At 55.4% G+C, this 18,495-nt stretch carries 18 protein-coding genes; 16 read left to right on the top strand and 2 right to left on the bottom strand.

The features are described 5' to 3' along the window. Nucleotides 1-746 precede the first annotated feature (746 nt). The 7 genes from VFA09_07065 (at nucleotide 747) to VFA09_07035 (ending at nucleotide 6,905) form a co-directional block, all read left to right on the top strand. Nucleotides 747-2,003: an MFS transporter gene (locus tag VFA09_07065; protein HZU67024.1), complete on the top strand. Its 1,257-nt coding sequence runs from the start codon at nucleotides 747-749 to the stop codon at nucleotides 2,001-2,003. Nucleotides 2,004-2,442: 439 nt separating this feature from the next. Next, nucleotides 2,443-2,709 carry a hypothetical protein gene (locus VFA09_07060; protein HZU67023.1) on the top strand — a complete coding sequence of 89 codons (267 nt, stop codon included), beginning with the start codon at nucleotides 2,443-2,445 and terminating at the stop codon, nucleotides 2,707-2,709. A 233-nt stretch (nucleotides 2,710-2,942) separates the two neighbouring features. Beyond that, entirely contained in the window at nucleotides 2,943-3,218 is a 276-nt protein-coding gene (locus tag VFA09_07055; GenBank protein ID HZU67022.1) for a hypothetical protein, read from the top strand. A gap of 323 nt (nucleotides 3,219-3,541) precedes the next feature. Then, on the top strand, nucleotides 3,542-4,507 hold the full coding sequence (locus tag VFA09_07050) for a hypothetical protein (protein ID HZU67021.1): 966 nt from the start codon (nucleotides 3,542-3,544) through the stop codon (nucleotides 4,505-4,507). Then, the gene (locus VFA09_07045; GenBank protein ID HZU67020.1) at nucleotides 4,473-4,958 is read left to right on the top strand and encodes a HEAT repeat domain-containing protein; all 486 of its coding nucleotides are present in this window, start codon (nucleotides 4,473-4,475) and stop codon (nucleotides 4,956-4,958) included. The genes VFA09_07050 and VFA09_07045 overlap by 35 nt, the downstream gene beginning before the upstream one ends. A gap of 57 nt (nucleotides 4,959-5,015) precedes the next feature. Continuing rightward, nucleotides 5,016-5,861, top strand: coding sequence for a hypothetical protein (locus tag VFA09_07040; protein ID HZU67019.1), 846 nt, complete (start codon nucleotides 5,016-5,018; stop codon nucleotides 5,859-5,861). An 87-nt stretch (nucleotides 5,862-5,948) separates the two neighbouring features. Beyond that, the gene (locus VFA09_07035) at nucleotides 5,949-6,905 is read left to right on the top strand and encodes a hypothetical protein (GenBank protein HZU67018.1); all 957 of its coding nucleotides are present in this window, start codon (nucleotides 5,949-5,951) and stop codon (nucleotides 6,903-6,905) included. A gap of 10 nt (nucleotides 6,906-6,915) precedes the next feature. Here the strand turns inward: VFA09_07035 and VFA09_07030 are convergent, their stop codons facing one another. Both VFA09_07030 and VFA09_07025 read right to left on the bottom strand, forming a co-directional pair. Next, entirely contained in the window at nucleotides 6,916-7,938 is a 1,023-nt protein-coding gene (locus VFA09_07030; GenBank protein ID HZU67017.1) for a glycosyltransferase, read from the bottom strand. Nucleotides 7,939-7,980: 42 nt separating this feature from the next. Beyond that, entirely contained in the window at nucleotides 7,981-9,054 is a 1,074-nt protein-coding gene (locus VFA09_07025; protein HZU67016.1) for a hypothetical protein, read from the bottom strand. Nucleotides 9,055-9,862: 808 nt separating this feature from the next. Between VFA09_07025 and VFA09_07020 the strand changes: the two genes are divergently transcribed. The 9 genes from VFA09_07020 (at nucleotide 9,863) to VFA09_06980 (ending at nucleotide 17,838) form a co-directional block, all read left to right on the top strand. Next, nucleotides 9,863-10,210 carry a helix-turn-helix transcriptional regulator gene (locus tag VFA09_07020; protein HZU67015.1) on the top strand — a complete coding sequence of 116 codons (348 nt, stop codon included), beginning with the start codon at nucleotides 9,863-9,865 and terminating at the stop codon, nucleotides 10,208-10,210. 78 nt (nucleotides 10,211-10,288) lie between these two features. Further along, nucleotides 10,289-11,251 carry a PD-(D/E)XK nuclease family protein gene (locus VFA09_07015; protein HZU67014.1) on the top strand — a complete coding sequence of 321 codons (963 nt, stop codon included), beginning with the start codon at nucleotides 10,289-10,291 and terminating at the stop codon, nucleotides 11,249-11,251. Further along, nucleotides 11,245-13,689 (top strand): hypothetical protein, encoded by a 2,445-nt coding sequence (locus tag VFA09_07010; protein ID HZU67013.1) that lies wholly within the window; start codon nucleotides 11,245-11,247, stop codon nucleotides 13,687-13,689. The genes VFA09_07015 and VFA09_07010 overlap by 7 nt, the downstream gene beginning before the upstream one ends. Before the next feature lie 21 nt (nucleotides 13,690-13,710). Continuing rightward, nucleotides 13,711-14,151, top strand: coding sequence for a hypothetical protein (locus VFA09_07005; protein ID HZU67012.1), 441 nt, complete (start codon nucleotides 13,711-13,713; stop codon nucleotides 14,149-14,151). Nucleotides 14,152-14,172: 21 nt separating this feature from the next. Beyond that, nucleotides 14,173-15,306 (top strand): hypothetical protein, encoded by a 1,134-nt coding sequence (locus tag VFA09_07000; protein HZU67011.1) that lies wholly within the window; start codon nucleotides 14,173-14,175, stop codon nucleotides 15,304-15,306. Nucleotides 15,307-15,561: 255 nt separating this feature from the next. After that, a complete protein-coding gene (locus tag VFA09_06995) occupies nucleotides 15,562-16,428 on the top strand; it encodes a hypothetical protein (GenBank protein ID HZU67010.1) in 867 nt (288 codons plus the stop codon). A gap of 118 nt (nucleotides 16,429-16,546) precedes the next feature. Continuing rightward, nucleotides 16,547-16,972 carry a hypothetical protein gene (locus VFA09_06990; GenBank protein HZU67009.1) on the top strand — a complete coding sequence of 142 codons (426 nt, stop codon included), beginning with the start codon at nucleotides 16,547-16,549 and terminating at the stop codon, nucleotides 16,970-16,972. Continuing rightward, nucleotides 16,950-17,372: a hypothetical protein gene (locus tag VFA09_06985; protein HZU67008.1), complete on the top strand. Its 423-nt coding sequence runs from the start codon at nucleotides 16,950-16,952 to the stop codon at nucleotides 17,370-17,372. The genes VFA09_06990 and VFA09_06985 overlap by 23 nt, the downstream gene beginning before the upstream one ends. 217 nt (nucleotides 17,373-17,589) lie before the next feature. Then, nucleotides 17,590-17,838: a hypothetical protein gene (locus tag VFA09_06980; GenBank protein ID HZU67007.1), complete on the top strand. Its 249-nt coding sequence runs from the start codon at nucleotides 17,590-17,592 to the stop codon at nucleotides 17,836-17,838. Nucleotides 17,839-18,495: the final 657 nt, after the last annotated feature.

The raw sequence follows: 18,495 nt of genomic DNA, 5'->3' as shown, positions 1-18,495 counted from the left end.
TTCTCGACATGATGGAGTTGGAGAGCTACCGAGCCAGAACGGCACAGCTTCGGCTGCAAGGAGAAGGAGGTGAACTGGCGGAGTAAGCACCAGCGGCAGCAGTAATACGCGCTCACCCGAATTTCTTATTGACATTTAACATGTGTAGGCAGAAATGCGTCCCGCTCGTTCACTCCTCTACTGAGAGGGCTTGCTGCAACATCTAGGCCCGTTCGAATCGATCCAACTTCTGATACGCCTGGGCCTCGTACTGTGGGAGACCTCCACGTCGCTTGAGCCAATCAGGGTCGCCACGTAGACCTGCGTCCAGTTCTTCTTGAGCTGCTGCGATTTCAAATGCGTATTCGGGACGCGTTCTGCCTTGACTCTGTTCTGCTCAGATGCCTGCTGTATGTTACTCATTCGTCTGGTCTCCCACCTATGCCATCAAAACGCGGCCGCTTCCTCCGCACCCAGGCAGAGGAACGGAGAGAAAACGTGAGAAGACATGTTAAGTGCTTGATAAGTTCCTCGTTCCTCTTTCAAGTATACTGTGTACTGTCACGAGAGTAAAGCAAGCAAGAAAGGAAAGATATTCGCTATGCGGTGAGTTCTCATCTGGTTCTCCGTTGATGGCAGCCTCCAACCCCAATGATGCCTGTCCTCTGGAAGGCTTTCTGCCTGGCTGCTCATCAGAGTGAAGTAGTCCACAGATATGAGGCATTTTCCTCATGGCTGTGCTTTTAAAGAAACGGAGAACATCAGCAATGAAACAACAGAACCACTGTGATCAGTCTGCTCTCTCTGAGACCAGCTCGAGCAGGAGTGCAGCGCGAGAGGCGTGGAGCTTCTTTGCGCTCTGGGCCGCCTCTGGAGCGAGCTACTTCGGCTCCTGGGCGATGCAGGTAGCGCTGGCGATCCTTGCCACGTCCCTGACCCGCTCGCCACTGCTGGTGTCTGGGATCACCTTCGCTCTGACAGTTCCTTCCCTCGGGTTTGGTCTGTTTGTCGGGGCGCTGGTGGATCGCTACGATCGCCGGCAGATGCTGCTTGGCATCGCCCTCCTCCGCTTGCTGACGTTTGTCTTGCCTCTCCTGGCTGCGCTGTTCGGATCGGTTAGCTTGCCCTTACTCTACGGAACGGCGTTCGTCCTGGGGATGACCCAGACGTTGGAGGAGCCTGCTCTGGCCGCTGCGGTACCCATGGTTGTGCCAGCAGCCTTGCTTGAGCGAGCCAATACCTGGCTGACCGGTGCGCAGAATCTCATTGAACTGCTCGCTTTGCCACTGGGTGGCCTCTTTGCTAGTGTCAGCAGCGTTCTCGCGTTGGGTGTCGGCGAGGGATGTGCTCTGGCCGCATGTGCCGCGCTGCTCTTGCTGCATGGAACGTTCCGTCCGCCACGCAGCAGCAAGCGCCATCTGCTAGCGGAACTTCGCGAGGGGATACGCTTCCTGTGGCACCGGTCAGTGTTGCGCGCCCTTGGTCTCATGGCAGGGGTGATCAATGCCTGCTGGGGGGCCTATCTGGCGCTACTGGTGCTCTATGCGGTCGCTCCCGGACCAGTCGGACTCTCGGCTCCTGGCTACGGCCTCCTCGTGATGTGTGGCAGTGCCGGAGGAGTACTCGGCACGCTTCTGATGCTGCCGGTGCAACGCTGGCTGGGACGGCGCTGGGCAATTGGCCTCAACATTCTGGGCAATGCAATGATGTTTGCCGCTCCTGCACTCTCGACCAACGCCTGGATCATCGGTGGGGCAGCGGTGTTGGGTGGCATGACCGGACCGTTATGGACCATCGCCGCGGCGTCTCTGCTGGGCCGCACGGTTTCTCATCACTTACAGGGACGAGTCAATGCGGCTTATCGCTTCCTGGGCAATGGGCTGGCTGCAGTTGGGCCGCTGCTTGGGGGCGTGCTGGCGCAACTCTGCGGACTCCGCGCAGCCTTCGCGCTCTGCGCCGTCCTGACCCTGCTCATGCTCCTACCGTTCTTGCAGGTCGTGACTGAGCAGGCCATGCAGCCGTAGGCTATCCCATGCTCCTCGGAGGCTATCACAACCCAGTTGGTCTGGATAGGCTGTGGGCAGTCGTTCGGTCTCCTTCTCTCGATCTTTGAAAGCTGTAAGCGTGTCTCCTGTTTCGCTCGTTCCACAGCATTTCACGGCTGAACGAGCACCTGCTTGCCTTCGTGGGTCGGGAGATCGCTTGGTCATCTCTCAGTTGTGCCAACCGAAGAGGGGGAGAGCATCATCGGCGCAATGGCCTCCGCTATCTTGTGTTTTTTTACCTGAAATGGTGTCTGACATGCTGGAGGCAGTTGTCAGACACCAGGATGATTCCGTCTTCACATGTCAGACCTCGCTAGCCGTTCACGAACACGTGTGCTACAATGGGGAGAGTCTTTTTTCATGAACGACCCATACAGGGGGTTCGACAGCACCTCCTTCGCCGAGAAAGGCAGAATTAATGGATCGGGATTTCACCGAACTATGTAGCCGTATCCAGGAGAAATGCCGGCGAGATGGCTGGTATGGAGGAACGCCGGACCTGCGCCATGCCGGGCCCGATCATCCCCAGCACCACGGTTTTGCTTACCCTCCGGCTAGCGAGGAGCAATTATGCGCTACGGAAACGGCCCTTGGGTTCCTGCTGCCGCCTCTGCTGCGTGCCCACTACGCCGAGGTGGCCAATGGCGGCTTCGGCCTGGATTGCAGAAGAGGTGGGGTCTACTAGGTAGGAGTCACCCAAGAGGAAGCTCACTTGATCTCGTTGCAGGCCACTTCCTTGCAGGACATGCTGGAGCGCTGACTTCACCTGCCCCCTGACAGCCCAGTGCTGCTTCGCGGCTACTAACTCTCACACGGCACCCAGGCCGGCAACCGACGTGGCAGGTAGTGCTACCGTAGGGATGGCAGGAAACACCTTATAGAAACTGATCCTGGTGCAGGTAAAGAAGAGGAAGAGATATGATGGACAAGACTGTCAAAGAGGTAGCCATCTACGTCGAGACCGAGCGCATAGCAGAAGTCACGCGCGTCTTGCCACTGCCCTTTCAGGTCGCGCCGTTTCCGTTTTTTGATCCACCTGCTGGGCCGCGAACCAGTGTGCTGCGCTATGTTGGCGAGTGGACAGAAGAACAGCAGCAGATCGCCCGACGTTTGGTTCATGAGCGGGTGATCCAACGGGTTTCCAGTCACTGGAGCCACCAGTACGAGGGGCGCGATAGTGACTCAAGCAACTAGGAATAAGTTGGCGGCCTGAGAAGCTCCGGGCCAGAATCGCTGAGAGCACTCTTCCGACTGGGAGACACTCAAGTGAAGCTCTTGCAGAAAGTATTCTCACCTTTTGTGCCGAAGCAAAATCAACTTCCGTCTCAGAATTCCTACTACGTTCAATGCAATGATCATGAAGCATAATTCCATTTTTCGATGGTGAAAAAGAATGGCAGGAGAGAGGTATGGACTGCATTGCTCCTTGGTAGCAAAGGAGAATCAATCTACGGCATATCTAAGACGCACTTGAGGATTGGCCTCTTGTGTTTTGGCTATAGAACGAGAAATGTGACATGAACTACGCTCTTCCCCGCACGATTATGCAAATACCGGCAACACTTGAGAACCTTTCGCTCTGCTGGAAGCTTGCTGAGAAGGCACTGCAGAAGACCATTCGCTGCGACCTTCCAGGGGCAGATGAAGAAACGATCACGCTTTTGTTCTATCTTCAATTTGCTGAGCAATTGCGTCAACGCAGTCATGCTGGGCTCTTTGCGCAAGCTTTTCTCGGCGATTTGGGAAAGAATTTCCCAGATTTGAAAGATTCGCCGGAGTTGTGGAAAATTGCCGAGGGATTAGTGGCTGATATTACCTTGCATAAGCGAGCAACAGAAAAAATTACTGGAGGGGACTTCGGCTTGATGATTATCCGCCCCCAGGTCACACGTATCGATAATTTACTCAAGATTGGGGACTACCGACGAGGAATTCTTTGCCAGGCCAAGCTGAAAGGGGAAACGGGTGCATGGGGGAGCTTTACGAAAAGGCAGATGAAGCTCTTACCGGAGAGGATGAGCTACTTATCGCTCCTGCTCTATAGCTACAAAGATGCTCAAAGACATGATCTCCAGGATTTTCAATGGCATGTGTGTCTTCCCAATGAAACACTAGACCTGTTAGAGGGATATTTGAAAACGGATGCCTTTCCTTCTCTACATGAGTCTAGAGCTGTGATCGGGGCAGTCGGGTATGGAAGAATCGGTACTGACGATGACAAGCTACTTGATCAGTTTGTCTCGCCGAAAAGAAATCCTACCTTGATTATTAGGATATCGTGGCCTGATGGACGTAGCCTCCCTCCTGGATCGTTTGTGTATGTATATTCGGCACAGGATAACTATACACAGCAAGCTCACATACGATCACAATACATCTCCAACGGTGGTAAATGTCGTTTTCTCTGTTTGGATCCTTTTTTTGCCCTATGTCTGTGGAGGAAAAACGATGCTGGAACAGCTTTCATCCATCACCTGGAGTGACCTTTCTCATGCATATGGTTCAGCAGCGGATGTCCCCCAACTGCTTCGCGATCTGGCTTCGACCGATGAGCAGCTTCGGAGCAGAGCGCTGGGAACGCTGTACACCAATATTTATCACCAGGGAACCGTGTATCAGGCGTCTGCTTACGCCGTTCCGTTCCTGTTAGAACTGCTGCGAGGAGAAACGATGCCCGAGCGAGAGGAGATTCTAGTCTTGTTAGCCCATCTGGCTCGGGGGAATACGTATCATCGCCAGCACTGGCATTTTTACAGCGAAGAGCGCAAACAAGACCCGGCTCTTCTTGCAGAATTAGAGGAAGGGGTCTTCTGGGTCGAGCAAACCTATGAGGCGGTGTCTGCGGGCCTGCCACTGTATTGCTCCTTGCTTGATGACCCGTCCCCGAAGCTCCGTATGGCTGCGCTCCGTTTGCTGGGATCGTTATCCCGCTAGGCTGCTCAGATCGTCTCTCTACTCGCCGAGCGGTTTTCCACTGAGCGCGATCAGCGCGTGCAGGCTTGCTTGCTCTTCACGCTGGGAACGCTTCTTGCCAGGCAGGAGGAAGCGTCCCCCGCTGGCTGGCATCTGTTAGCAAAGGGGCTAGACGATGGCCAGACAGACCTGGTGCGCCTGGCCGCCGCGATGGCGCTGGTGTGGACGCGCAAGCCAGAGGTCCCTGCAAGGGCATATGATTTCCTGCTCGAACGAATCCAGTATCCTGACCCGCTCGACGATCTCTACACCGAGCTTCCCTGGGCCGAGAGTCGTCTGGTCTTTGATGTCATCCGCTCTTTGTACGCGCCTTCCTCTTCCTTTGCCTCTCATCTAATCCCCAGGTTGATCCAGGTACTCTCGTCTCTGGATCAACGGGAGGAGCGCGGAGAGTTCAAGCTCAATGGTATGATTGCTGGAGAACTGGCAGACCTCCTGATTACTCTTGCGTTTGATGCGAAGGAGAGCAGCCCCACCAAAACCTGGAGGAGACAAGATCTGACAGACCTGCAAACGGCTCTGTTAGTCGCTCTCCTTCACAGTGATGCCGTCTGGCGCTGGGACGTTGGCAAAGGGTACAGTATGACCTCGCGGCCATACGGGGAGAACCAGAATGAGATCCTCGTCGAGGTGACGCTCTCTGAATTGCAGAAACGAGGTCTGCCAGCAACTCGCCAACAGTTACGAGCATTTTTGGGAGAGCAGCCACAGGACAACGATCTCGTGCGGATTGTTTGCCGGCGGGCGAATATCCAGTGGACACCGCCTGAACAGAAGCAAGAGGTGCTTGCTGAACTGATTGCGCTCAACCCTCAGTGCCAACTCGCTGATCTGAAAATGCTGGTCGGGGATTATTCCTCATGAGCAGGGGCTGGAGCAACAGAATGGTGAGCCTGTCCATTCTTTTCAAGGTCAAACTCATACTTCTCTTACCATCATGGAGCGTATGAGATGGAAAAGCGCAAGCACGAATTAGTCATCTATGCAAACAATCACCTGGCTCTCCACGCCGGACGGTGGGAAGAGTTGACGGAAGCTGATGGAACACGCTATCGGATGGTCTCTCCCCCAGAGCAAACGCTGTTTGAACAAGTCCTGCTCTATTTGGAGACGATTGCCGCTCAGTTGCCCAAACCCTCGCTCACACGGAGTACCCTCAGCGAACAAGTCAGAGCCATGCTGTCCGTCTGCCTTCGTTGGGGGTCCTATTTTGCTGTCCTGGCAGACGAATCAAAACCGCTGTGGCCAATGACAAACCAGCAAAGCATCAGTCTTATTGAAGATGCAGAAATGGCTCGGATCAATATCGAAACGTCGGCAGCGCTCGAGCAATGGCTTGAAATGGTCCGCTCTGATAGGGAGCGCTATTTTGCCCTGGTGCAGGCGGCCAAACAGCTTCCACTACCCCTCAAGCGTATCAGCGTTCCTCCTCGTAAGAGGGAGCGTCTCCTCGAATGGGCTTTTTTCGCCGAATGTATACGCTCACTCGCTCCTCCACAAGAACGGGAGCAGCTTGTGGCGTCCAGAGGAGAAGCAGAATGGGTGGAACAGATACGCAGCACTGTTCTCGCCTATCCGACCCGCGTCCTTGCCAATGGAATCATCAACATGTGCTGGCGGAACGGCTCAAGCGTTGAAAATCTCCACGCAGGGGCATACGCTCCGCATCCTCTTCTCCAGAGGCGCCTTTCACCGCAACAAGAACGGCTCTTGCTGCGTGAAACAGGCGAAATGCTGACCGTCGCACTTGAAACTGTCCTTGGTCTCATCGATGAGCACAGTGTGGATAGCTGGGCTGAGCGTGTCTTTCCTTTCGCTCTGTTTCCACGCCGATTCGATGTTCCCCGCAATTGGTCGCTGGATCAAAAGACGTGTGAAGTGAGGCTGGTCGGCGCAGAACCGTTCTAATGTCAGCCTCTTATTCAAGGTCAAGGCGCCATGGGATTTCCAGTGAAGGGACTGACCAGGATCTCCCAGGTCTTGTCGTTACGTATCCCCACCACAGCGCGGCGAACTGCAGGTCAGCCAGCACATGATTCAGCGCGGTATCCCGCTGCGGGACAAACCGCTGCGGCGTTAGATCGACTTGATAGCGGACGCTGAGCAAGCGATTCGCGCGTCCATAGCGGACGAACCGGCGTATAAAGGCACCCAGACGAGGCTCGGTAGCATGGAGCACCTGCGCCTGTGGCGCATAGGCTAGCGGCCCGATACGCCACAGGCGCAGACCGAGATCAACGTCCTCTCCTCCGGCGTTAGGAAACCGCTCGTCGAAGCCGCCCACCCGAGCAAGGGCCTGCCGCCATACGAGCGCATTGGCGGTAATCAGGTATGCCGGATGCTCTCTTCCCTGGTGCCGCACAGGCGGAGGAGAGAAGATCCCCTGGGTGTCATAGTACCGTGACAGCGGATCACCATGTGCCGCACGCACTACCCCAGCATAGGCAACTGCGCCGTTGATGGCGCGTTGGTAGCCCTCAATCAGGTTGGGCGTCGGCAGACAGTCGCTATCCAGAAAGAGCACCCACTCGCCTGTCGCGGTCCGGGCGCCAAGGTTGCGCGCCGCAGCAGTACCTGGCCGACGGCACGAGAGTACCTGCAGCGGAAGGCCCCAGGAGGCGAACCGGGGAACGGTGAGCGGGGGAGTGGAGAGATTATCAACGATAATAATCTCTCGGGGGCAGCGACCTGGCGAAAACATATCCAGACACGCCACCAATAGCCGCTGGACCCCATGTCGGTTGTTGTAGACAGGCACTACCAGTGAGAGGTCCGAAAGGTCCAGGCGGCAGGGAGCCTGTCCGGAACCTACCTGCACGGGCCTGATCGTGTAAGAGCTTACAAATGTCATCCCATTTCTCCCAATATGCTTGCTTCTCTTGCGCGTCGAGCACCACGCCCATTCCCACCACAGCTTGCTGGCCTCGTCGAAGCCTCGCATCTCCGCCTGCTCTGCTGGAAGACCGTCCGGCGAACGGGCGATTCAGAGAAACGGCAGATTAAGCGTAAAGCTATAGAGGTGTTCCTGGTAGGCAATGCCCACCTCATTGCGCAGATAGATGAGCGGGTCCCCACCGGGCAGCAGGAGTTGAGATGGAACCAGGGTCGTGGTGACTCGCGCGGTCGCTTCCCCTGCCTGCCACGCCCGGTAGGAAAGAAACGGCAGGGGATCGCGGCTGGACTGATCTGGGACCGCTTCCAGGGCTGCCAGTGAGAGGGGTGTGAGCAGGTCATAGCAGCAGCCCCAGAGGACATCATAGATGGTAAGGCGGTGATAGCGTTCGGCCAACCGTCGGCTGCGCGCGAGTACCGGCTGCGCCCGCTGCCCCTGGTACTGCAGGAAGAGTAGGAAGGTCCGCGCCCACTCCCACACGGTATCGGGTAGACCAGCGATCTTTTGCTCATACTGCCGGAAGGCCCTCATGCGCAGAGGGTAGAGCGTCGCAAGCATTTCGATGTCGGATGAGCGTGTTTCTCCGTTCTCCAGAGTGACCTGGAGAGGAGAGTCGGTCACCACGGGCTCGAGCAGGTAGCGGAGCAGGTCTGGATCTGGGTCCTTCTGAAAGGACCCGATGGCGGTGAGTTCCTGAATTAAGGCCAGTTTTCCAGAAGCGCCGCGCCCCTGCAGCTTCTTCATTCCTTTGCGCACCTCTTTGCGCTCACGCTCAGTGATTGTGCTCTTGACGGAAGCAACCCAGGTCTCCATAGCACGCTTGACTTGAGGAAGCTTCACCCCTCCTAGCTCTCTCAAGTAGACCCATCTCCATACCGGAAACGCGCACAATTGGCCAATCCGGAGATTTCCAAGCTGTCGCGCTTTGAGACATTCTACAAACAGCGTAAATTGTGAAGCGGACCACCAGGCAACAGAGCCGCGCCCGCGCCCAAGTCCGGCTCGTTCAGCGTGCCCCATCAACCCTTTCTTGATCCAATCGTCCAAAAGCGCCTCGGTTGCCTCATAGCCATAGGCCCTGGCGGCCTCTACCATCTCCTGCTTTGCATACCAGGGTTGAACTGGACGGGCAGTAAACTGCGGAGAGTTCACATAGGGCTCCATCTCTTCTCCCTCCTTTTCCTCTCTTATGAGAGCGTTTACAGATGAGACAAGCATAACCGCATTGGCTGTGGGAATCGAGAGCAAACATGGCAAATTTTTTCTGTGTTCTATTTTCTCACGCCTGAGTGAAGATAGTCTTAAGGACGATTTTTCCTCTTTCACAGAGGACGTGCGTGTTCGTCAATGCACGCCCCTGCTCGCCGCAGCAAGATGTTAGACATCGCCGGGGAAATCGCCGTGTTGTCTGACAAGGTGGACTCGGCTGTCAGACATCGTTTCAAACACTGAGAGATTCGGCAAAAAAGAGGATGCTATCGCCTGAGACCTGATGCTCCTTTCATCAATCTTAAAGACGAAGTGGAGATGACAGGGGCATAAAAAGGGGACGTATGGCAGCCAACCAGCGCAATTCTCGTGAATCTTGTTAAACATAGATTTAGCACCTGGCCGCCAACTCATTCACATGAAGCGTCCCATCGTTCCTGTGTCGTTTCGAGCATCTCAACCCATCTTTCTGCCTAATTTTCGTCCAAAATAGCGTAAAAAAAGTGAGAAGCGAGTTCTGTACAGCCTTGAGAGGGTGGGCAGCATTAGCTCGACAACAACGGGTATTGTCGTAGCTCAACCATTTCTCCTGGCTCTCAGGCCATCTCATTTCGTGTCATTAATTTGGACGAAAATGAGGTTCTGAGAAGATTGACTGAGCATGTCTTTCGGTGAAAAAAGCTTATCCGCAGAATCAACGAAGTTGATGTTGACTTCAAGTCAACATTTTGGTATACTTGTGGATAGGAGAAAGGGGTGCGCTATGACACTGGGAGAATATATTAAGGAGTTGCGACGCCAGCACCACCTCACACAACGTCAACTCGCTGAGCAGGCTGGCGTCGATTTCAGCTATCTCTCCAAGATCGAGAATAATCGTCTTGAGCATACACCCTCCATCAAGACTCTTCAGGACCTGGCGCGGATTCTAGAGGTCGATGAACTGGAGTTGATGGAGCTTGCCAACAAGGTGCCGCCGGTGTTGGAGGCTATCGCGCGGGACAAGGATGCGATGCGCTTCTTCCGACGCGCTACCGAAACGATTAAGAGCCCCGAAGGCTGGCGTGATCTCTTGGCCTATCTCGATAGGCAGGCCGAAGATGAAGAGTAACCTGATGACCGGTAAAAGATGTTGGACCGAACAAGAGGGAGAATGACTTATGGCAGAAGAGGCAAGGAAAGTTAACCTATGAGATGGTCATACTCAGGGCACACCGTGATGCGGCGATGCCAGCGGGCCTACGCCTTTGGGTACGTCATCGCCTCCCATAAGGCCCATGATCCGCTCCGGTCTGAAGCCTACGTCCTTAAGCAGCTTCAACACCTCTCGGCATGGCAGGGCAGTCTTGTGCATCGGATACTGGCTACCAACTTTCTTGCCGATCTGCGTGCGAAGCGCCCCTTCGATCCAACAGCTCTCGCGGTTGCGGCTCAGGCCCTTGCCCGAAGGCAGCTTGCTTTCTCAGCTGCGAAGCGATACCGCGAGCCTGGCCAGACAAAGCAAGCAGCTGCGAACGAGTACTGTGCGCTCTTCGAGCATGAATATGGGCTAGCAATTTCACCGACCAGCATGGAGCAGGTTTCTACCACTATAACCCGATGTTTTGAGCACCTCGCAGGACAGCGCGAATTTCTCGCTCGTCTCTATGCAGGCTCTGGTCATGTCGCGGAGCAGACGCTCGGTTTTGCCTTGAATGGGGAGAGCGTGACGGCAACGCCGGATCTGGTATATGTCGAGAGGAATCGTCGGCTCACCGTGGTGGACTGGAAGATCGCCGAAAGCGAAACGAGCGATTATTCGCGCCAACTCCTCGTGTATGCCCTGGCCGTGGCGCGCTGCGGCCGCTGGCCCTGGGTAAGGGCGGAATCAGTTCAACTCCTCGAGGCGAATCTGCTCAAGAACCAGATACGCGTGCATCCGGTGAGCAGCCAGCATCTCGAAGAGGCGGAAGACTTCATTTACAGAAGCTTGGTAGAACGGGAAACACTCATTGGCACTGGCAGATTCGAGGACCTGGACTTGAGCGAGTTCGAGGTAGCCGAGCGGCCAGGCACCTGCTTTCACTGTAACTTCGGTTCCCTGTGCGTGCAGCAACTCGCGGACACGGGGTGTCCCAGTGAAGCAGAGGTGATCCAGGAGAGGCTATGGTGACGAATACACAGTATCGCGGCACAGGACGCGGGAGACATCGCTGGGCAAACCTCTTTGAGGTGACCAACCGACGCGAGTTGGAAGTTGCTTACCGGCTGCTCGAGGTACAGAACCTGCCGCCCGGTGACCACTATGAGAAGAACATCAACCAGCTCCTCAAGGCGGTTCGTTATGAACTGCGGCAGCCAGTCGCTTTAGTGCGGGACGGGTCTGCTCATTTCCTGGCCATCCCGGCCGATGCCACGCTTCCGCAGTTACAGCGGCAGCTCATGCCCCATGTCGTCACTCTGGCCCCGCGCAAGGAAAGCCATATCCTCGATTTTGCCCGCCTCGATGCGGATACGGCGCAGATTGCTATCGCGTTTCTCCACTTCGCGTTGAGTTCTCCATTGCAGCGTTCCCAGGATCTCTGGGGCAGTGGCCGTGCCTACTATTACAAGCAGGCGCTGAATCGAGACAACTCGAGGGATCGTGTTGACATCTATCCCGGTTTCACCTGGAACGTGATCGTGATGGAGAATGGCCGCCTCTTCCTGGCGGTGGACACGACCTCCCGCTATGTGGACCGCTACTGGCTGCCAGAGCGATGGGATGAGAACGATCCGAACAGATATCTCCGTAGGCACTGCCTCTATCACTTCGGTCACCAGTGGTATCCTGTCCAACTCTGGGGTCTCACAGGCAGAACCATTGCTGAGCAACAGTTTTTCGCTGAAGGCGAGACACAGGCCCACAACGTTTTCGCGTACACCAAAGAGCAATGGCGAATGAACCCTCCGGCGTGGGTACGTGATCTTGGCCCCGATAGCCCGGCGATCATTTATCACTACCCAGGGAACGAAAAGGAGCGCTACGGTGCTTTAGCCCTCTGCAAGCTGCTCCTCTCAACGGCCGACGAGGAAACGGCCTATCTGCACCGCCTTTCCATCCTGGAGCCAGCGGCGCGTTTCGGGCGCATCGCCGAAATCGTCGCGCGCCATTTTCAACACGCGGGGCTCGGCTCCCACAGGATTCAGATAACGGAGCAGCCGTTGGAAATCGAACGCCGCTTCTTTCCAGTCCCCGCGCAGCGATTCGGCAAAGACCGCGTACTGGCTGTAGAGAGAGGGGTCACGGCTCAAGCTACCGACGTGGTACCTCTACCCCAGCTTGGCCAGCGGCGGCTGCAACTCGTCCTCGATCCACAGGCGGGGCCGCTGGATACCACCCCGTTCGATGTGCAGTATCTTTTTCTTCCGCAGAGCCTGCATCGCTCTATCAACGACGACTTTATGAAGCGGTTTCAAAGCGCGATGCAGGCGATCGCTCACAAGCCAGGCTATGCGGTACAGCGCGTTCTCTACGATGACGGCAAGGCGAATTCGCTGTACGCCCAAGTCCAGGCCATCAAGAGCGCGATTTCCAGCAGCCGCATTGATCACGGCTATGCATTATTAGTCCTTCCTGAGCGCGCCAAACGAGACCTGCATAATTATATGAAACGGGAGCTCTGGCCAGATCTGCAGTTCCAATGCGCGATGGCCAACAAAATTCGCAGCTACTATGAGTGGGATGCGCGTATGTCCATCTACAGTCCGGGACGGGACCGAGCGCACAAACTTGCGAGTTATGTGCAGAACTGCGCTTTTGGGATGATGGTAGTGAATCGCAAGTGGATCTGGTCTCTGGCTGCTCCCCTTCATTACGAGGTGTACATCGGCATCGATGTCCTGAACGGCATGGCCGGTTTCACCTTTGTCTATAATCACGGTCGGCACATCTATTTTCGCAACTGTCCATGCAAACAGAAGGAGCGGTTGACGATGCCCCTGATGCGGGAGACTTTGCTCAAGCACCTCTCCGAGGACCTTGCAGACTTGCAACTCCGGCCACGAAGCATCGTCATTCATCGTGATGGGCGCACCTTTCCCTCTGAATTACAAGGTCTGCACAGAGCGGTGCAGGAACTGAAGAGCAAAGGTGTCCTTCCGCGTGAAGTCCTTGTAGGGGCGGTGGATATTCGCAAAACGACTGCCGACCGGCTGCGCCTTGTGGAGGGAGAGTCCCTGCAAAGAGCGCAGAACTGTCCCGTCGGGAGCTACTATATCCTTGGTCGCACGGAGGGAGTCGTCTGCACGACAGGGTGGCCGTTCCGCTTTCCGGGTACTGCCAAACCCCTGGCTGCGTTTATTGCCGAGGGGGATCTCAATGTTGCCTGGGTGCTGGAGGATATCTTCGCCTTATCGCAGCTAGCCTTTACAGCGCCCGATAAGTGCGCCCGACTCCCCCTGACCGTGAAGCTGGCCGATGACTTCCTGGAGCCCATTGCCAGTCAGGTAGAGGACGAGGGGGTCTTATACGAAACAGAGCTTGCCGAGGCACTTGATTCTCTAGAAGAAGATGCGTTCATGTCTGACACTTTAGGGGTGGCCGTCAGTCGTCCCATGAACAACACATGAGAAGGAGGGAGGCGAAAGGCTATGAGCGATATGAGCGTCCTTTCGCATGAATATAAAACCGCTTCTGACCTCTCGCAGCGTATTAGCAATGCACTCATCATACTCAAGAAAGTCCGGTATAACCTACCTTGGGGAGAAACGATCGATGCTGAACAACTGAACGACAGCGTGCGTACTCTAGCAGAGATATTGACTACTCTTGTCAACTTGCTGAGTGCTTCCAGAGCGCGCCATGTAAAGGATATAACGACGGTCCAGATACCGGGAGCCCTGATTGTCCGGCTACGAACCGAGCGGCGTGGAGACCTTGCCTACTATCTGGATGACCTCTCGCGTGTAGCTGCCCAGTTACATTCTGAACCGTTGCAACTGAGCAACGAGGACCTTGCTCTTCTCGATCATCTCGCGATGCTGGCGGATGCAGAAGCATCAAGTGTCTTCCGTCGGCTGATGCGTCTGTAAGGAATTGGAGGAGCGCGTAGCGTGGAACGGTTTTTACATGGACTCCTGCAGGATTTAGAGCGGCGCTGCTCTACCTTGCGAGATCGTCTGGCAACAATCCCCGTAGACCAGGAAGTTCGCTCGTATGCCATGAGCACCTACCAGGAGGCAGAACGCATACGACGCAGGGTGGCACAGCTGCTGGCTGATCCCAGCCTGAGCAGCCCTCTGCTGCTGTCGAATCACCTCCAGTTGTACAAGCGCTTGAATGAGCGTGTCAGGGTGATCGAATCGTTCCCGTTTCTCTTCGTCGAGCGCTATGCAGAGCCGGACCGGCGGATTACCAGGTTTTGCCAGCGGTTGACGGAGCAGATCGGATGGCCTCTGTCGGCCCCATTGGTAGCGACCTTTTCCCACCAGTATTACTGGACGGTGGCGGAATTCAATCTCGTCTGTACACCGGGTATCGAAGGGATACTGTTGTTGAGCCAGCCGGACCTCTGTCACGAACTGGGCCATATCTTGCTATTAGCATACAAAGCCTTGTTCCTCGAAGATTTTCTTCACATACTCGAACACTACATTCTGGAGGAACAGCGGCGCGTAGATACGGGGCAGCGTCCGCTCCAGTACCGGCCGCTGTACGAGGTGCTCCTGATGCAGTGGAAAGACGCCTGGGTCTTGGAGTTCGTTGCGGATATGATCGCTACGTACCTTGTCGGTCCAGCCTTCGGATGGCAACACCTGCGGCTCTGTACTGGCAATAGTCGGACGGTCTATTACCCGGGCCTGAGTGACATAGCGGAACATCCAGCGGATGAGGCTCGATTCCGGGGTATCATTGCTGTGCTGGAGCAAATCGGGGCGTTAGAGGCAGTCGATCGTATCCAAACACTCTGGGACAACTACCTCGCCGCTTGTGGAGAGACGCTGCCTCCCGACTATGAGGTGTGCTATCCACAGACCTTGATTGAAGCTTTGGCACAGCGTACTATCGAAGTGTGTCGGATGCTGAGCCTGCGGAGCTTTAATGCCTCTAACTCTACCGGTGGGAATATCCCTTCCTTACTAAATGAAGCATGGGAGCGCTTCTTAAACGACCCGCAAACATACGCTGATTGGGAACGATCGCAACTCGAAATGCTGTGGCGAGATCTCGGTTTTAACGCATTGTGAGCAGTACAATAGCTTGCACGACTATGGTGACAAGCTCGATACGAAAAAATCCAGGGATGGACTAGCCGGAAAGGGCCACTATCAGAGATAGACATCCCAGGGCCATTTAAAAGTCGTGAAACTGAGCACAAAAGCGAGAACCAAACGAATGGAAGTCCGCTCAACCTGCGAACTTGTAAATCTCCCTGGGTTTCTAGTCTTCTCCCTTGACGAGCTCGAGCAATGCTCGTACACTATGCATAAGAGGAGCAAGAGATGAGAACGCAGTCTGTCGATACCCATCCCGAGGCCGAGCGGATCATGATTGAGTTGATCCGCAACTCCCCCATGGGCAAACGGTTCAGGCTCGTGCAATCCTTGACCCAAAGTGGAATCTGGGCAACTATCCATACCTGGCAGGAGCGCCACCGCGGGGCCAGCGAACAACAAGCCGCCGTACATGTTCTCTCCTGCTCCTATGGACCCGGCCTGGCGAAGCTGGTGCAGGTGGCCCTTGAGAGGCGCGAGGACTGGCACCTGCAGCCGGTTGATCTGCTCGCAGTCATGCTCCCTGCTCGGCATGCCCTCGAAGATCTGCATCTGCCATACTACCTGGGAGGCTCGATTGCCAGCTCGTTATATGGCATGCAGCAGTTGGCGCAGGATATCGATCTGGTTGTCGACCTGGACGAACAGGTGCTTCCTTTGTTGTTCTCCGTACTCAGGCACCACTACCTCTTCAATGAAAGTGAGGCTCGAGAGGCTGCGCGAACATGTGGCTTGTTTCCTTTAATCCACCTGGACTCGCTGATGAAGGTCGATGTCGTTCTCTCGAAACACGAGGCATTCGATACCCTCATGCGCCAACTCATCGCATGCTCTACCCTTGACGAACGCTATCCTCCCATCCATCTTGCCTCGGCAACCGAAATGATCCTGTTCAAAGTCCAGCACTATCGGCGAGACGCGCGTTCGCGTACCGATGGCATGCAGGATGATGCTGAGTGGAACGACATCCTGGGCATGCTGAAAGTGCAAGGTCCAGATCTCGATCTGGCGCTCCTGGCAGAATGGGCCGACAAGCTCGACGTGAGAGAGACCTGGCACCAGGCGCTGGCCGATGCCGGGCTGGAAGAAGCCTGAGTATCACGCACCTGCGAACCCTGCGTGCGCGCGTGGGAAACTGCTTCAATCTGTCGATCCTCTACCGTCTAAGCGTAATATCAGCAAGCAAAAGAAGACACGAAGGAAGAGGTCGCTGATGTCGCTGTATCACGAGGTCATGGAAGCGCTAACTCCGCTCATCGAAGCGTTCGAGCGGCTTGGTATCACCTACTACATCGGCGGCTCAGTTTCCAGTTCTCTGCATGGTCTGGTGCGACGCACCCAGGATGTGGACGTGATTGTTGCTATTGGATCAAGCCAGGTGCGTTTGCTGGTGCAACGCCTCCAGCGCGACTATTATGTCGATGAGCAGGCCTGGCAAGACGCAGTTCGCTGGGACTTGCCCTACAGTGTAATCCATCTGAGCACAATGCTCAAGATAGATCTTATGCCCCTCAAAACGGCGCGCCTTTACGCGAGAAGAAGCGAATCGGGCTCAATCGCACATCCTGGAGGCAGGAACGCGACCGGTGAGAGTAGCCTCGGCAGAGGATGCCATCTTGACCAAACTGGAGTGGTTTGAGATGGGAGGACGCTCCGACAGGAAGGACATAGCAATGCTGCTCGTAGAATCGTTCAATAATCTCATCCACCTGCTCTTGCGTCTCGGCAAATTGGGTGAGATCGTCTACGACGATGATGTCAAACGGGATCGGGGGAAGATAGAGGCGTGCGAGCGCGCGACGGTAGTCCTTTTCCTCAGAGGTGATCAGATCCTGGCAGATGGTCAAGACCTTCAATCCCTGTTGCTTTGCCAGCGCCATACAGCGGGCTTCCCGCTCGGCAAGTTCGGTTTCTGTAGTAGCATGAAGATAGACGGCGGTCTCGATGTCATGCTTAAGTTCGCGGGAGAGAGCCAGGCGCGCATTTCTCTGCTCGATATAGCTCATGGGATGCTCCTGTTCTTGTGGTGGTGTGGCTGAGAGGGAGTGATTCTCCTTGCCGAGGTGCCCTGCTGCTGTATAGGTAATCAATCCATGCGGGTTCAAGCTGGTAGAGAAAATGGGTGAAGCGCTCATCTTCTTGCAAGATGGACTCGAAGTCGCCTGCCCTGTGCTCGTGAAGATGGACACCTGTAGCCCGCATCTCCGCGTAGAGTGTGAGTACCTCGCGCTTCTCATGGCTGAGATCATGGAGCGAATGAACCAGCACGAGATCCACTCGTCCCGCCCGGATATCCTCGAGGAGGGGTGTCTTCTCTGGGTGCTCGGCCTCATCGTAGATGGCAACAACCTGCCACCCCTGCTCTGTTGCATATGTTCGGCATTCACTCAGTCGGGAGGCATAGTGCCGTTTGATACTTTCTGGCAGTCGATCGGGTACCTTCTGGATGTAGATGGCGACCCGTGGCCGCTCTTGCAGTCGTTTGTGCCGCTGCTCGTCGGGTAGGGCGTATCTCTCTCCAAAAAGATCAGGGATGGAGATGACCACGGTGTTCACCTCTTCCTCGGAAGAGAGCGGGGTGGGAAGGAGCTTGCGTTTGCTCTCTTGCCATTCCCTCAAAAGATACGCCTCGAGTTTGGGGAGCAGGTCGGCAAGAGCCTCTTCCCTACTGGCCCCTTTCCCAGTACAAAAGAAATAGCCATCTCGGAAGGCGGCGTAGTAACCATCAACTGGATCGCCGGTCTGCGGGGCGGTGGTGACAATATAGCGAACCTGCCGAAGCCTCGGCTCCTCCTGCGGAGGATGTTGCCTGTTTTTCTGGTCATCTTAGCTATGTCCCTCATCATTTCTCTGCTCCGGATATTGTCGCACGTGTGAAGGCAGAACTCTCCTCAGGAGAGGTGGTGCGGTTCTCCGTTCAATGCAGCTTTGCCAAGAGGAAGAAGGTTTTGAGGACTTTCGTTTTTAAGTTTTGCAGGGACGATTTCGTTGCTAATCAGCGGGAATTTGAAAATGTTCCAAAGGCTGTTAATGAGCATAAGAGCGAAGGGCAGCACCTCGTTCCTGGGTGGTTGACCATCTGCCTCTCTTGCCTTTCGAGAAGGTGACGCGTATACTCTTTCCAGTACATCTGATCCATGACCATCTGCCACAGATGAGCGT

This window comes from Ktedonobacteraceae bacterium (genome assembly GCA_035653615.1).
Taxonomy (GTDB): Bacteria; Chloroflexota; Ktedonobacteria; order Ktedonobacterales; family Ktedonobacteraceae; genus DASRBN01.
The sequence above is the reverse complement of the archived record's forward strand: the minus strand, read 5'-3'. Positions and strand labels throughout refer to the sequence as shown.

Bases quoted from the DNA above. Each gene is read 5' to 3' on its own strand.
- VFA09_07050 (HZU67021.1), top strand. From the start codon at position 3,542: ATGAACTACGCTCTTCCCCGCACGATTATGCAAATACCGGCAACACTT.
- VFA09_07005 (HZU67012.1), top strand. From the start codon at position 13,711: ATGAGCGATATGAGCGTCCTTTCGCATGAATATAAAACCGCTTCTGAC.
- VFA09_07030 (HZU67017.1), bottom strand. From the start codon at position 7,938: ATGCGAGGCTTCGACGAGGCCAGCAAGCTGTGGTGGGAATGGGCGTGG.
- VFA09_07015 (HZU67014.1), top strand. From the start codon at position 10,289: ATGAGATGGTCATACTCAGGGCACACCGTGATGCGGCGATGCCAGCGG.
- VFA09_07010 (HZU67013.1), top strand. From the start codon at position 11,245: ATGGTGACGAATACACAGTATCGCGGCACAGGACGCGGGAGACATCGC.
- VFA09_07020 (HZU67015.1), top strand. From the start codon at position 9,863: ATGACACTGGGAGAATATATTAAGGAGTTGCGACGCCAGCACCACCTC.
- VFA09_07035 (HZU67018.1), top strand. From the start codon at position 5,949: ATGGAAAAGCGCAAGCACGAATTAGTCATCTATGCAAACAATCACCTG.
- VFA09_07025 (HZU67016.1), bottom strand. From the start codon at position 9,054: ATGGAGCCCTATGTGAACTCTCCGCAGTTTACTGCCCGTCCAGTTCAA.
- VFA09_06980 (HZU67007.1), top strand. From the start codon at position 17,590: ATGAACCAGCACGAGATCCACTCGTCCCGCCCGGATATCCTCGAGGAG.
- VFA09_07055 (HZU67022.1), top strand. From the start codon at position 2,943: ATGATGGACAAGACTGTCAAAGAGGTAGCCATCTACGTCGAGACCGAG.
- VFA09_07065 (HZU67024.1), top strand. From the start codon at position 747: ATGAAACAACAGAACCACTGTGATCAGTCTGCTCTCTCTGAGACCAGC.
- VFA09_07060 (HZU67023.1), top strand. From the start codon at position 2,443: ATGGATCGGGATTTCACCGAACTATGTAGCCGTATCCAGGAGAAATGC.
- VFA09_06990 (HZU67009.1), top strand. From the start codon at position 16,547: ATGTCGCTGTATCACGAGGTCATGGAAGCGCTAACTCCGCTCATCGAA.
- VFA09_07045 (HZU67020.1), top strand. From the start codon at position 4,473: ATGCTGGAACAGCTTTCATCCATCACCTGGAGTGACCTTTCTCATGCA.
- VFA09_06995 (HZU67010.1), top strand. From the start codon at position 15,562: ATGAGAACGCAGTCTGTCGATACCCATCCCGAGGCCGAGCGGATCATG.